Annotated in this window: 14 protein-coding genes; all 14 read right to left on the bottom strand. The window is 73.3% G+C overall.

Features of this window, described 5'->3' with window-relative positions:
- Positions 1-150 precede the first annotated feature (150 nt).
- Positions 151-1,212 carry a hydrogenase expression/formation protein HypE gene (gene hypE / locus JYK04_RS32870; protein ID WP_272933156.1) on the bottom strand — a complete coding sequence of 354 codons (1,062 nt, stop codon included), beginning with the start codon at positions 1,210-1,212 and terminating at the stop codon, positions 151-153.
- Positions 1,205-2,365 carry a hydrogenase formation protein HypD gene (gene hypD / locus JYK04_RS32865; RefSeq protein ID WP_189745943.1) on the bottom strand — a complete coding sequence of 387 codons (1,161 nt, stop codon included), beginning with the start codon at positions 2,363-2,365 and terminating at the stop codon, positions 1,205-1,207. Before hypD ends, hypE begins: the two co-directional genes overlap by 8 nt.
- Positions 2,362-2,736: a HypC/HybG/HupF family hydrogenase formation chaperone gene (locus tag JYK04_RS32860; RefSeq protein ID WP_229876783.1), complete on the bottom strand. Its 375-nt coding sequence runs from the start codon at positions 2,734-2,736 to the stop codon at positions 2,362-2,364. The genes hypD and JYK04_RS32860 overlap by 4 nt, the downstream gene beginning before the upstream one ends.
- A gap of 35 nt (positions 2,737-2,771) precedes the next feature.
- A complete protein-coding gene (gene hypF, locus JYK04_RS32855; protein WP_189745941.1) occupies positions 2,772-5,096 on the bottom strand; it encodes a carbamoyltransferase HypF in 2,325 nt (774 codons plus the stop codon).
- Positions 5,096-5,935, bottom strand: a complete 840-nt coding sequence (hypB, locus tag JYK04_RS32850) for a hydrogenase nickel incorporation protein HypB (RefSeq protein ID WP_189745939.1) — start codon at positions 5,933-5,935, stop codon at positions 5,096-5,098. The genes hypF and hypB overlap by 1 nt, the downstream gene beginning before the upstream one ends.
- A 3-nt stretch (positions 5,936-5,938) precedes the next feature.
- Complete coding sequence (locus JYK04_RS32845; protein WP_189745937.1) at positions 5,939-6,334, bottom strand: hydrogenase maturation nickel metallochaperone HypA/HybF; 396 nt, start codon at positions 6,332-6,334, stop codon at positions 5,939-5,941.
- A 138-nt stretch (positions 6,335-6,472) separates the two neighbouring features.
- Positions 6,473-6,577 (bottom strand): DUF6893 family small protein, encoded by a 105-nt coding sequence (locus JYK04_RS42440; protein WP_373297511.1) that lies wholly within the window; start codon positions 6,575-6,577, stop codon positions 6,473-6,475.
- Complete coding sequence (locus JYK04_RS32840; protein WP_189745936.1) at positions 6,574-7,128, bottom strand: hydrogenase maturation protease; 555 nt, start codon at positions 7,126-7,128, stop codon at positions 6,574-6,576. Before JYK04_RS32840 ends, JYK04_RS42440 begins: the two co-directional genes overlap by 4 nt.
- Positions 7,125-8,549 (bottom strand): hypothetical protein, encoded by a 1,425-nt coding sequence (locus tag JYK04_RS32835; RefSeq protein WP_189745934.1) that lies wholly within the window; start codon positions 8,547-8,549, stop codon positions 7,125-7,127. The genes JYK04_RS32840 and JYK04_RS32835 overlap by 4 nt, the downstream gene beginning before the upstream one ends.
- The gene (locus JYK04_RS32830; RefSeq protein WP_189745932.1) at positions 8,546-9,241 is read right to left on the bottom strand and encodes a DUF6084 family protein; all 696 of its coding nucleotides are present in this window, start codon (positions 9,239-9,241) and stop codon (positions 8,546-8,548) included. The genes JYK04_RS32835 and JYK04_RS32830 overlap by 4 nt, the downstream gene beginning before the upstream one ends.
- On the bottom strand, positions 9,238-9,915 hold the full coding sequence (locus JYK04_RS32825; RefSeq protein WP_229876782.1) for a DUF5947 family protein: 678 nt from the start codon (positions 9,913-9,915) through the stop codon (positions 9,238-9,240). The genes JYK04_RS32830 and JYK04_RS32825 overlap by 4 nt, the downstream gene beginning before the upstream one ends.
- Positions 9,912-10,445, bottom strand: coding sequence for a hypothetical protein (locus JYK04_RS32820; protein WP_189745930.1), 534 nt, complete (start codon positions 10,443-10,445; stop codon positions 9,912-9,914). The genes JYK04_RS32825 and JYK04_RS32820 overlap by 4 nt, the downstream gene beginning before the upstream one ends.
- Complete coding sequence (locus JYK04_RS32815; protein ID WP_189745928.1) at positions 10,442-12,226, bottom strand: nickel-dependent hydrogenase large subunit; 1,785 nt, start codon at positions 12,224-12,226, stop codon at positions 10,442-10,444. Before JYK04_RS32815 ends, JYK04_RS32820 begins: the two co-directional genes overlap by 4 nt.
- A 73-nt stretch (positions 12,227-12,299) precedes the next feature.
- Positions 12,300-13,355 (bottom strand): NADH-quinone oxidoreductase subunit B family protein, encoded by a 1,056-nt coding sequence (locus JYK04_RS32810; protein ID WP_189745926.1) that lies wholly within the window; start codon positions 13,353-13,355, stop codon positions 12,300-12,302.
- Between the last annotated feature and the right edge of the window lie 57 nt (positions 13,356-13,412).

Below are 13,412 nucleotides of genomic sequence, written 5' to 3'. Positions count from 1 at the left end.
GTCGGCAGGGCGACAGGGCCTGGGGCGCAGTGGCGGCGGCTCCCGGCGGTGGCCGGGAGGGGATGCCGCGGGCACCCTCAGCATCACCCGGCCCACCGCCACCGCACATCGGGGCCGGCACCCATCTTCGGCAGCCGTCTTCGGCACCCGTCAGCAGATGCGCGGCAGCTGCTCCCCGATCGGCAGGTCGACCACGCGGGTGCCGCCGAGGGCGGTGCGGGCCACGACCAGGCCCGGGTGGGCGTCGACGGCCTCACCGATCACCGCCGCGTGGCGGCCCAGCGGGTGGGCGCGCATGGCGTCGAGGACGGCGTCGGCGTGCTCGCGGGGCACGAAGGCGACCAGCTTGCCCTCGTTGGCCACGTAGAGCGGGTCGAGCCCGAGGATCGCGCAGGCGTTCGCGACGGCCGCGGGGACCGGGACGCGGCCCTCGTGGATCACGACGCCGGTGCCCGAGGCGGCCGCGATCTCGTTCAGGGAGGCCGCCAGGCCGCCGCGGGTGGGATCGCGCAGGACGTGCAGGTCCGGGGTGACCGCGAGCATGCTCCGTACGAGCCCGCCCAGGGCCGCGCAGTCGCTCTGGACGTCCACCCCGAATTCGAGCCCCTCGCGGACGCTCATGATCGCCACGCCGTGGAGCCCGATCTCACCGCTGACGATGACGACGTCTCCGGGTACGACGCGCTGCGGGCGCAGGTCCACCCCGTCGGGGATGACGCCGATGCCCGCGGTGTTGATGTAGATGCCGTCCCCGTGGCCCGCCTCCACGACCTTGGTGTCGCCGGTCGCGACCTCCACTCCCGCGGCCCGGGCAGCCGCGCCCATGGCCTCGGCCACGCGGGCCACCACCGGCATCTCGACGCCCTCCTCCAGGATGAACCCGCAGGACAGGTAGGCCGCTTCGGCTCCGCTCATGGCCAGGTCGTTGACCGTCCCGTTGACCGCGAGGTCGCCGATGGAGCCGCCGGGGAAGAACAGCGGCCGCACCACGTAGGAGTCGGTGGAGAAGGCCAGCCGGACCCCGCCCAGGGAAACGGCCGCGGAGTCCCCGAGCTGGGCGAGCACGTCACCGCCGAAGGCGGGGGCGAACAGGTGCTGGACCAGTTCGGCGGAGAGTGCGCCCCCGCCACCGTGGCCCATCACCACGCGCGGGCGGTCGCGCAGCGGGGCCGGGCAGGTCCAGCCCGTGATGTCGAGTGCGGTGTCAGACAACGGGGCTCGCCTCCAGCGGGGCGCTCACAGGGGTCGGGGCGGTCTTGGCGGCGGGCACGGTCCCCAGCTCCAGCCGCCGGTAGAGGTAGTACGCGGCGCAGGCGCCCTCGCTGGAGACCATGGTGGCGCCGAGCGGGCTGCGCGGGGTGCACAGCCTGCCGAAGGCCTCGCACTCGTGCGGTTTCAGCAGCCCTTGGAGCACCTCGCCGCTGCGGCACTCGGCCGGTTCACGGGTGTTGATGCCGGTGACCGAGAAGCGGTGTTCGGCGTCGAAGTCCCGGTAGCGCTCCGACAGCCGCCAGCCGCTGTCGGGGATGACGCCGATGCCCCGCCAGGCCCGGTCGGTGACCTCGAAGACGTCCTCCAGCATGGCGAGGGCGGCCGGGTTGCCCTCGGGGCGCACGGCGCGCGCGTAGGCGTTGTCGACGGTGTGCTCGCCGCGCTCCAGCTGCCGGACGGCACGGCGTACGCCCTCCAGGATGTCCAGCGGTTCGAAGCCCGTCACCACGATCGGCACGCGGTGGCGCGCCGCCAGTTCGGGGTACTCGCGCACGCCCATCACGCTGCACACGTGCCCGGCGGCGAGGAAGCCCTGGACCCGGCAGCTCGGCGACTGCATGATCGCCTCGATCGCCGGGGGTACCCGGACGTGGGAGACCAGCAGGCTGAAGTTGGGGATGCCCAGCTTCTTCGCCTGGTGGACGGTCATGGCGTTGGGCGGCGCCGTGGTCTCGAAGCCGATGCCGAAGAAGACCACCTGGCGGCCCGGGTTCTCCTGGGCGATCCGCAGGGCGTCGAGCGGGGAGTAGACGACGCGGACGTCGCCGCCCTCGCTGCGCACCTGGAACAGGTCGCGGCCGGTCCCGGGCACCCGGAGCATGTCCCCGAAGGAACAGAAGATCACATCGGGGCGCGAGGCGATCTCCAGCGCCTTGTCGATGACCTCCAGCGGGGTGACGCACACCGGACAGCCCGGTCCGTGGATCAACTCCACCTGTTCCGGCAGCAGTTGATCGATCCCGTGCCGGATGATGGTGTGCGTCTGGCCGCCGCAGACCTCCATCAGGGCCCAGGGGCGGGTCACGGTGGCATGGATGTCGTCGAGCAGCCGCCGGGCGAGGGCGGGGTCCTGGAACTCCTCGATGTACTTCACGGCCGGCCTTCCTCCTGCGGTGCGGCGAGGGCGGGCGCGGGGCGCCCGGCCCCGGGATCGGGATCGGGATCGGGATCGTCGGCGAAGGGCCAGGGGTCACCGCCGACGGCGGCGGCCTGCTCCCACGGGTCGCCGAACTCCTCCTGGAGCATGCCGAGTTGGGCGAACAGTTCGAGGGTCTGCTTGGCCGACTCCTCGTCGAGGCGCTGGAGGGCGAAGCCCACGTGGACGATGGCGTACTCGCCCACCTGGAGGTCCGGCAGATACTCCAGGCACACCTCCTTCTGCACACCGCCGAAGTCGACGGTGGCCATGCGGGTGCCGTCCTTCTCCCCGATGTCGAGCACTCTGCCGGGCACCGCCAGGCACATGGGTTTCTCCTTGCTGTGGGTGTGTCAGGGGTGTGTCAGGGGGTGTGGTGCGCGGCGGCCACCATGAGCTGGCCGAGGGACAGCCCGCCGTCGTTCGGGGGGACCCTGCCGTGCCGCAGGACGGTGAATCCGGCGGCGCCCAGGCGCCGGGCGCACGCCGAGGAGAGCAGGGTGTTGGCGAAGACCCCGCCGGTCAGGGCGACGGTGTCCAGGCCGTGCCGCTCGCGCGCGAGCACGCAGAGCGTGGCGACCAGGGCGGCGACACCGGTGTGGAAGCGGGCGGCGATCAGCGCCGGGTCGGTGCCGGCGCGGACGTCGGCCACCACGGCGGCCAGTACGGGCGCCGGATCGGCGGTGACCGGCCCGCCGTCGGGGCCGGGCGCCGCACGCAGGCCGAAGGCGTAGCCGGGTCCGGGATCGGCTCCGCCCGCCCCCAGAGCCGCGCCCTCCAGCTCGATGGCGGCCTGCGCCTCGTAGCCGGCCAGGTGGCAGATGCCGGCCAGGGAGGAGACGGCGTCGAAGAGGCGGCCCATGCTGGAGGTCGGGACGCAGTTCAGCCCCCGTTCCAACTGGCGCTCCAACAGGGCGAGTTCCTCCGGCGGACAGGCGGCCGTGCAGGGCAGCTCCGGGGTCCGGTCGATGCCCGCGGCCCGCAGATGGGACAGCGCCATGCGGTACGGGCGGTGCACGGCCGCGTCGCCGCCCGGCAGCGGGACGTAGGCGAGGTGGGCGAACCGGGTGAACCCGGCGTAGTCGGCGAGGAGTACCTCGCCGCCCCACACGGCGCCGTCGTCGCCGTAGCCGGTGCCGTCGAAGGCGACCCCGATCACCGGGCGGCCGGCGCCCCGGCCGTGCTCCGCCATGGCGGAGGCGATGTGCGCGTGGTGGTGCTGGACGCGGACGAGCGGCCGGGCGCCCGCGGCGCGCTCGGCCCACCGGGTGGAGCGGTAGCCGGGGTGCCGGTCGGCGGCGAGGAGCACGGGGGCGACGCCGGTGATGGACTCCAGCTGCCGCTCGGCGCCTTCGAGGGCGTACTGCGTGGCGAGGTCGTCCATGTCGCCGACGTGGGCGGACAGCCAGGCCCGGCGCCCTTCGCCGAGGCAGAAGGTGTTCTTCAGGTCCCCGCCCGCGGCGAGGCTCGCGGGGACGGGGACCGGCAGGGTCAGCGGGAGCGGGGCGTACCCGCGCGAGCGGCGCACGGTCAGCGCCTCGCCGTCGCACACCCGTACCACGGAGTCGTCGCAGGGCACGTGGATGGGGCGGTCGTGCGTGAGCCAGCCGTCGGCGAGGCCGGCGAGCCGCTCCAGGGCCTCGTCGTCGTCGGTGACGATGGGTTCCCCGGAGAGGTTCCCGCTGGTCATGACGAGCAGCCGGGGCCCCGGGGGGTCCCCGGGCAGGCCGAGCAGCAGGTGGTGGACGGGGGTGTACGGGAGCATCACGCCGAGGTCGGGACAGCCGGGGGCGACGCCGTCCGGGCCGCCCGCACCGGCGCGGCGCCGGAGCAGCACGATGGGCCGTGCGCCGCCGGTGAGGAGGGCCCGTTCCTCGGGGCCGATGCGCGCGAACCGCTCGACGTCGGCGAGGTCCCGGGCCATCAGGGCGAAGGGTTTGTCCCCGCGGGCCTTGCGCCGGCGCAGCTCGGCCACCGCGCCCGCGTCGGTGGCGTCGCAGGCCAGGTGGTAGCCGCCCAGGCCCTTGACGGCGAGGATCGCCCCGGCCACCAGGAGCCGCCGGGCCCCGGCCACCGGGTCGGCGCCGGCGCGCTCGCGGGGCGGCCGTCCGGTGAGCAGTCTGAGGCGGGGGCCGCAGGCCGGGCAGGCGACCGGCTGGGCGTGGAAGCGGCGGTCGGCCGGGTCCCCGTACTCCCGGGCGCAGTCGGCGCACATGGGGAAGGGGGCCATCGTGGTGTGGGCGCGGTCGTACGGCAGCCCGGTGACGATGGTGAAGCGCGGCCCGCAGTGGGTGCAGGTGATGAAGGGGTGCCGGTGGCGCCGGTCGGCGGGGTCGGCCAGTTCGGTGAGGCAGTCGGCGCAGGTGGCCACGTCCGGGGAGACCAGTGTGCGGCCGGGGCCGCCGGTCCGGGAGGCGATGATGGTGAATCCGGTGCCGCCCGCGACGGGGACCTCCCAGTGGTCGACGGCGTCGACGACGGCCAGCGGGGGTGCGTCCGCCGCGAGCCGTTCGCAGAACCGCGACACCGCCGCCGGGGCGCCCTCGACCTCCGCGACGACGCCCTCGGGGGTGTTGGTGACGTGCCCGGCCAGGCCCAGCCCGGTCGCGCGGGTGTAGACGTAGGGCCTGAAGCCCACGCCCTGGACCACGCCCCGGACGGTGACCCGGCGCCGCTGCACCGCCTCCATCAGCGGGTCTGCGCGACCGTGTGGACGTGCGGGTGCGGGTGCTCGTGATCGTGGCCCTGGTCGAGGTCCTCGTCGTGATCGTGCTCGTGACCGTGCTCGTGGTCATGCTCGTGGTCGTGGTCGTGGTCGTGGCCGGGCGCGTGCGCCTGCTGCTGACGGGCCATCACCGGTGTGTGCGTACCGGTACCGGACCCGGCCGCCAGCGCCCGGTCGAGCAGGACGCCCAGGCCCGTGCCCGCCCGCGCCGAGGTGAGCACCACCTCCACCCCGGGGTTGACCTGCTCGACGTTGGCGCGGAAGGCGGCCTCGTCGAACTCGACGGCTCCCGCGATGTCGGTCTTGGTGACCACCACCAGCTGGGCCAGTCCGAAGGCGGTCGGATACTTCAGCGGCTTGTCCTCGCCCTCGGTCACCGAGGCGAGCACCACCCGCAGCGATTCCCCCAGGTCGTAGCCGGCCGGGCAGACCAGGTTGCCCACGTTCTCCACGAAGAGCAGCCGGGTGTCCCCGGGCAGCCAGCCGTCCAGGTGCCGGCCGAGCATGGCGGCCTCCAGGTGGCACAGCCCGTCGGTGAGGACCTGCTTGACCGGTACGCCCGAACGGGCCAGCCGTACCGCGTCGTTCTCGGTGGCCAGGTCGGCCGTCAGCGCGGCCACGGCCACGCCCCGCTCCCGTGCGAGGAGCAGCTCGCGCTCCAGCAGCGCCGTCTTGCCGCTGCCGGGGCTGGAGAGCAGGTTGACCACCGTCGTACCGCGCGCGGTGAGTTCGGTGCGCAGGACCTGGGCGGTGGCGTCGTTCTTGGCGAGCACCGCCTGCCGCAGATCGACCATTCGGCACATGGTTCAGGCCTCCTCGGGAATCGGTTCGCGGGTACGGGCGCCGGCGGGGCCGTCTTCCCAGTGCACGCTGAGGATCTCCAGCTCACGGCCCGACAGCAGTTCCACCTCGGTGGCCCTGCCGCATCCGGGGCAGCACAGTTCGGGGGGCATGCCCACCGCCCAGGTGCCGGGGCAGGTGCCGCAGCGGGCGCGGGCCGGCACGGACTCCGTGGCGAGTTCCGCGCCTTCGAGGACCGTTCCGGCGCAGGCCAGTTCGAAACAGAAGGCCAGGGCGTCGGGGACCACCCCCGCCAGCTCACCGACCCGCAGCCGTACGGAGGTGACGGCCTGTGCGCCGCCCGACCGGGCCGCCTCTTCCACCTGGCCCACGACGGCCATGGCGATCGACATCTCGTGCATCGGACTCCGTCCTGCCGGGGCTCATTGAACCGGCGGGACGGAGTCCGTGCGGTCGGGCACGCCGGTGCGCGGCGCGCCCCGTACGCCATTCGGGCGCCCGGTCACGCACGGGCGCCCGTGGCCGTGCCCGCGGCGGTGTCACATCCGGCGCATGCGCAGGTAGCGCCGGAGGTCGGGAAGGATCTGCAGCAGGACGGCGGTGACGGCGGCGGCCACGGCCCCGCCGATGAAGGCCTTCTTCACGGTGTTCTCCTCAGTTCGCGGCCGGGCCGGTCTGTTTCGGCGTGGGTCCGGCCGTGGATCAGGTCCAGGGCCGTGCGTACGGCCTCCGGTACGGCGGCGGCCACCGGTGCGCTCAGTCCGATGCCCTCCTCGACACCGGCCGGTTCGCAGCCGAGCACCAGCGTGCGCCGCGGCGGGGTGGCTCCGGTGCCGGCGCACAGGGTGTCCAGCAGGGCGAGGACGGCGTCGGGGGACATGTGGTGGCCGTCGAGGACGGGCGGCGGCGGTGCCCCGGCGCCGGCCGGGCCCGCGCCCGGGCCCGCGCCGCCGTCGGCCTCGATCAGGTAGAGGGTGCCCGGCTCGCCACCGCGTGCGGTGGCGTCGACCAGCAGGAGCGTGTCGTAGCCGTCGAGGAGCTGGTAGGCGAGGTGGACGCCGCGCACGCCGAAGTCCACCACCTCCACCCCGTCGGGCAGGGGGTGCTCGGCCAGCGCCCGTACGGTCTCGACGCCGAAGCCGTCGTCGCCGAGGAAGACGTTTCCGATGCCCGCGATCAGGACCCGCTCGTTCACGCGTCCTCCAGGGGGGTGACCTCGTCGGGCTGGAAGTAGAGGAACCTGCCCTGTTCCCGCCGGATGTCCGCGCCCGGGTCGTCCTCGACGGTGACGGCGAGGTGCACTCCCCCGTCGACGTCGTGCAGCACGGCCTCGACCAGCGCGGTGCGGCCCCGGAGGAACAGGTCCTGGGCGTCGGTGCGGCGCAGTCCGGGGCGGAGCAGGACGCGGCTGCCGGGTCCCACCGGGACTCCGCCGACCGTGATCCGGTCGCGGACCGGGTCCGCGGTGTCCGCCCGGGCGGGATCCCACCAGGGGGTGTCGGGCCGGAACACCACGTCCTCGGAGGGGAGTTCGGCGAGCAGCGGCGGCTGCTCGGGGCCGGTGACCTCCCGCAGGGCGCGTACGGCGCCGTGCAGCCGCTCCAGCACCTCGGGGGGCATGGAATCGGCGAGGTCGATCACGGCGGCCGCCCGGGGGTCGGTGCCGCGGGCCTCGCGCTTCTCCTGCTCGGTCAGGGCGGCCGTGCGCAGGGCGAGGATCTCGTCGATCTCGGTGGCGTCGTACATGGCGCCCAGGCTCTCGGGGGCGATCGCCGGGTGGTCCTCCAGGATGATCGGGGAGGACAGGACCACGTCGGCGCGGCCGGGTTCACCCGCGAGCACCGGCCACGTGTGGCGGTTCTCGCAGGCGGCCACCGCCTGCCTGGCCCATTCGGGCGGGTCGGTCATGGACAGGAACGATCCGCAGTCCAGGCCCAGCAGCAGGTGGGCGGCGACCAGCGAGCGGGGCAGCGCGGCCTCGCGGTCGGCGGGTCCGGCGCCGGGCGGCGGGGTCCACGGGCTGGTGTTCTCCACCACGGCCCGGAGCCGGAGCACGCGGTAGGCGCCGGGGAGTTCGGTGGCGCGCAGCCGCAGCACGCCCTCGATCTCCTCGGTACGGCGCACCAGGCGGCCCACCGTGCGCCCGGCGGCGTCCAGGACGGGCTCGGGGTCGACGCGGGCGGGGCGGCGGAAGGGGAAGGTGACGCCGTCGTCGCCCAGCAGCTCGGCGACGGGGACGCTGACCTCCACCCGTTCCTCGGCGCCCTCGTCCCAGGGCACGAGGACCCGGTCGGCCAGGTGCAGTTCGGCGACTTCCGTGAAACCGCCGCCGTCCGCGGCCTGTTGGACCGTACGCCGCTGCGCGTGCAGGAAGCGCAGTTCCAGGGCGAGGGTCGCCGCGCCCCGCGGTTCCATCAGGATCTCGGTCTGCTGGAGGACGTGCTCCTCGTGCGCGCGGCCCCAGGCCGGGGGCACGAGGACGCCGAACTGCCAGCGCAGCCGGTTCTTCGCGGCCGAGGCCCGGTACGGGTAGAGCACGTACCCCTCCAGCAGGACCGCGTCGGCCACCTGCCGGGCGACCGCGAAGCGGGAGTGGGGGGTGGTCGTCGTGGTCACGGAGCCGCCCTCTCGGTGAGGCGCGGCAGGAGGGCGCCCAGCCGGACGGGCCCGGGCGGCTGCGGCGGGTCGGCCGCGTCGAGCAGGGCCCGTACGGTCGCCTCCCACGAGGCGAGGGCGTGGCGGGAGCGGAAGGCGAGCAGCTGGTCCATGGTGTCGCGGGGCAGCCGGAGCCAGCCGCAGCCGGGGAAGTGCTGTTCGACCATCTCGCGCCACACGGCCACGGGCATCCGGTACACGGCTTCGCGGTCCCAGGGCACCGGCTCGACGCGGAAGCCGGCGTCACCGGTGAAGGCGGTGCCGGAGAACAGCATCAGCAGCGGTACCTCGCCCTCCGCCAGGGCTTCGAAGTAGCGGGTGGCGGCGATGTCCATGTCGTAGGTGCAGGGCACGACCAGGTCGGTCTCGGTCTCCCCGGTGAAGCTCGGCACCATGACGGAGACCTGGGCGAACTGCACGGGCTGGAGGGTGTTGCCCCACCGGGAGCGCTCGCCGAACAGGTCCGCGAGCCCTTCCGCCTCGGCCGGGCCGTAGCCGCGCCGGGCCGGTTCGATGCGGATCTGGCAGCGCAGGGCGATGGCGTGCACCCGGGCGCCGCCGGCCGCGGTGATCCGCAGCCGGAAGACGAGGGTGGGGCCGGCGGCGTACGCGTCGGCGCGCACCCCGGTGCAGGTGAAGGCGAATTCCGTCATCGGATCCGGTCCCCGTCCTCGTCCGCCGTCGGGGGCAGGGCCCTCGCCCGCCGTTCCACCTGCTCGAAGAAGGTCTTCAGGGCGGCCCGGGCCTCCGCCCCGCCGTCGAAGCCCTGCCACAGCAGCCGCATCCGCCCCACCAGCTCGTAGCAGATGTCGATCGGCACCAGGTAGCAGTCGGTGCGGTCCTGCGTGCGGCGCAGCAGCAGCGCCTCGACGTCGGGTTCGAGGAGCGCGGCCAGCCGGCCGCCGCCGAGCACGGTCTGCCAGGTCCCTGGGTCGAGTTCGCTCTCGGTGGCTCCGGCCGGGCTCGGGTAGAGGGCGACCAGCCGGTCGAGGGCGGCGTTGCGGAAGAAGAACGCGACGCCGACCGGAATCTGGAGGAGTTCCCACGCGCCGTCGTCGAGCCGGTGGGCGGGGTCGGTGAGGTAGCGGTCCGGTACGGCCCGCAGGCGTCCGGTGCCCGCGCCGGGCCGGTCGAACAGCAGGGCGCAGGCGGTGCAGGCGCAGATCAGCGCGCGCTGTTCGGTCTGCACCAGGTGGCGGTGGCCGTCCGGGGACACGGCGGCCCCGCACAGTTCGCAGGTCTCGGGCCGGGGCGGGCGCGGGCCCGCGAACCGGCGCAGCCCGCGCGGGGCGCGCGGGCCGTCGTGGAGGAGGCCGGGCCCGCTCACGGCACCCGCGCCGGGCTCGGGGGCCGGGTGCCGATCTGCAGGAGGGCGGGGGCGGGGGCCGCGGCGGGCTCCCGCTCCACGCTCGTCACCTCGGGGGCGAAGCAGGTCAGGGTGTCCTCCAGCGTCCGCCCGGCGTCGCTGCCGCCGCCGGAACCCGAGCCGCAGCCGCAGCCCGTGGAGGCGGCGGCGGGGCGCAGCCGCAGGACGCCGGTGTCCGCGTCGAAGCCGAGCAGTTCCAGCGGTTCGCCGTGGGCGGCCAGGGCGCGGGCGATGCGGCTGTGCACGTCCTCGGGGTGCAGGCCGTGCAGGGAGAGCAGGCTCGCCACGAGTTCGTCGCCGTAGACCGGCTTCAGCGGCCCGTCCCCGACCTTCTCGACGATCCGGGCGAGCCCGGCGCCGTAGAAGTCCATGAGGACGCGCACCAGTTCCTCGGCCGCCGCGCACGCCGCCCGGTCGCCGGTGGCGGCGAGCCGGTCGAGGACCTCCTCGACCCGGCGTCCGGCCTGGAGGCCGTCGATCACGGCGCTCATCCGCCCAGCCCGCTCAGGCCGGTGGGCACGTGCATCGTCTTGACCGTCTTGCCGCCGCCGACGTACATGTGGACTCCGCAGGGCAGACAGGGGTCGAAGCTGCGGACCGCGCGCATGATGTCGATGCCCTTGAAGTTCTCCGGGGGGTTCTCCTCGAAGATCGGGGTGTTCTGCACGGCGTCCTCGTAGGGGCCGGGCGTGCCGAAGGTGTCGCGGGTGCTGGCGTTCCACGGGGTCGGCGGGTACGGGTGGTAGTTGGCGATCTTCCCGTCGCGGATCACCATGTGGTGCGACAGCACGCCCCGTACGGCCTCGGTGAAGCCGACGCCCAGCCCCTCGTCCGGGACCTCGAACTTCTCCCAGGTCTGGGTGCGTCCGGCGCGGACCTCGGCGAGGCCCTTCTCGGCGCAGTGCAGGGCGATGGCGGCCGCGTAGGCCTGGAAGTAGGTGCGCGCGCGGTTGCGCTCCAGCGCGTTGCTCCACTTCGGGATCCGCCACTCGAAGCGGGTCTCGGGCTTGGTCATCGTGCGCGGCAGGGTGATCACGACGCTGTGACCGGTGGCCTGCACGTAGTCGGTGTGGACCAGGCCCGACAGGGCGGTGGACCACAGGCGGGCGAGGGGGCCGCCGCCGGTGTCCAGGGGCAGGTGGTCCTTGCCGTCGAACCAGCGGGGGGACATGACCCAGCTGTACTTGTCGTCGAAGTTGCGCTTCTGCGGAGCCGGGATGGTGTGCTGGTTCCACGGGTGGCGCGGGTCGACCGGGTTGCCGAGCGGGTCGTGGGTGACGAACTGCTCCTGGCCCTGCCAGTCGTCGTAGTACGAGCTGCCGAGCAGGATGCGGATGCCGAGGTTGATCTCGGTGAGGTCGTTGGTGACCAGCTTGCCGTCCACCACCACGCCCGGGGTGACGAACATCTTCCGTCCCCAGTCGGTCATGTTGGCGTAGGTGAAGTCGCAGTACTCGGGGTCGTTGAGGGCGCCCCAGCAGCCGAGCAGGACGCGGCGGCGGCCGACCTCCTCGTACCCGGGCAGGGCCTCGTAGAAGAAGTCGAACAGGTCGTCGTGGAGGGGGACGACCTTCTTCATGAACTCGCAGTACCGCATGAGGCGGCTCATGTAGTCCGTGAAGAGCTGGACGGAGGCGATGGTGCCGACGCCGCCCGGGTAGAGGGTGGAGGGGTGCACGTGGCGGCCCTCCATCAGGCAGAACATCTCGCGCGTGTAGCGGGAGACCTGGAGCGCCTCGCGGTAGAACTCGCCCTCGATGGGGTTGAGGGAGCGCATGATGTCGGCGATGGTCTTGTAGCCGTGCTCGCCGGCGTGCGGGGCTGGGGTGCGCTCGGCGAGCTCCAGGACGCCCGGGTTGGTCTCGCGGACCATCTTCTCGCAGTAGTCGACCCCGACCAGGTTCTCCTGGAAGATGTTGTGGTCGAACATGTACTCCGCGGACTCGCCCAGGTTGATGATCCACTCGGCGAGGTGGGGCGGCTTCACCCCGTAGGCCATGTTCTGCGCGTACACCGAGCAGGTGGCGTGGTTGTCACCGCAGATGCCGCAGATGCGGCTGGTGATGAAGTGCGCGTCGCGGGGGTCCTTGCCGCGCATGAAGACGCTGTAGCCGCGGAAGACCGACGAGGTGCTGTAGCACTCCGCGACCCGCTTCTGCTTGAAGTCGATCTTCGTGTGGATGCCGAGACTGCCCACGATCCGGGTGATCGGATCCCAGGCCATCTCCACCAGGCCGCTGCCGTCTGCGGCCGCCTTCGTCTGCGGTGTCATCGTTTCTGCCGTGACCCTTCTTCGGTGCGGAGAGCTGTAGTTGGGGGGGTGCTTCCGTGGGACCCGGGGATCGTCACCAGGGCGGGCGGTAGCCCGTGGTCAGGCTGCGGCCGGTCTGCCTCCACTTCGGTTCCTCGTCCACGGTGTGGGCGGTGACCGACCGGAGCCTGCGGATCAGCGCTCCGTACGCGCCGCTCGCCTTCGTGGAGACCTTGGCGCCGGGGGGTTCGTCCATGAAGGGCATGAACTTGTCGGGGAAGCCGGGCATCGTGCAGGCGATGCAGATGCCGCCGACGTTCGGGCAGCCGCCGATGCCGTTCATCCAGCCGCGCTTGGGCACGTTGCACTTGACGACGGGGCCCCAGCAGCCGAGCTTGACCAGGCAGAGCGGCGAGTCGTAGGTCTCGGCGAACTGGCCCTGCTCGTAGTAGCCGGCGCGGTCGCAGCCCTCGTGGACGGTGGCCCCGAAGAGCCAGGTCGGGCGCAGCTTGTCGTCGAGGGGGATCATCGGGGCGGAGCCGGCCGCCTGGTAGAGCAGGTAGGTCAGGGTCTCCGAGAAGTTGTCCGGCTGGATCGGGCAGCCCGGCACGCACACGATCGGGATGCCGGCCTTCGAGGTCCAGTCCCAGCCGAGGTAGTCGGGTACGCCCATGGCGCCCGTCGGGTTGCCCTCCATCGCGTGGATGCCGCCGTACGTGGCGCAGGTGCCGATGGCCACGACGGCGAGGGCCTTGGGGGCCAGCCGGTCGATCCACTCGCTGGTGGTGATGGGCTGGCCGGTCTCGGGGTCGTCGCCGAAGCCGCACCAGTAGCCCTCGGGCTTGATCTTCTCGTTCGGGATCGATCCCTCGACCACCAGGACGAACGGGTCGATCTCGCCCCGCTCGCCCTTGAAGAACCATTCGATGAAGGTGTCGGCGCCGCCGACCGGGCCGCACTCGAAGTCGATCAGCGGCCAGTGCACGGCGATCTTCGGCAGACCGGGCAGCACGCCGGTGACGATCTCCTCGATGCTCGGCTGCATCGCGGCCGTCAGGGACACGGAGTCGCCGTCGCAGCTCAGGCCCGCGTTGATCCAGAGGATGTGGATCAGCGGGTCCTCGACCGGGTCCTTAGTCGCAGTGGCCATGGGACGGCTCCTCGGGGAGGTGATCGGGAAGGGGCGCGGGGAGGCGGCCTGCCTCGC

This window comes from Streptomyces nojiriensis (assembly GCF_017639205.1).
GTDB classification, from domain to species: Bacteria; Actinomycetota; Actinomycetes; order Streptomycetales; family Streptomycetaceae; genus Streptomyces; species Streptomyces nojiriensis.
The sequence above is the reverse complement of the archived record's forward strand: the minus strand, read 5'-3'. Positions and strand labels throughout refer to the sequence as shown.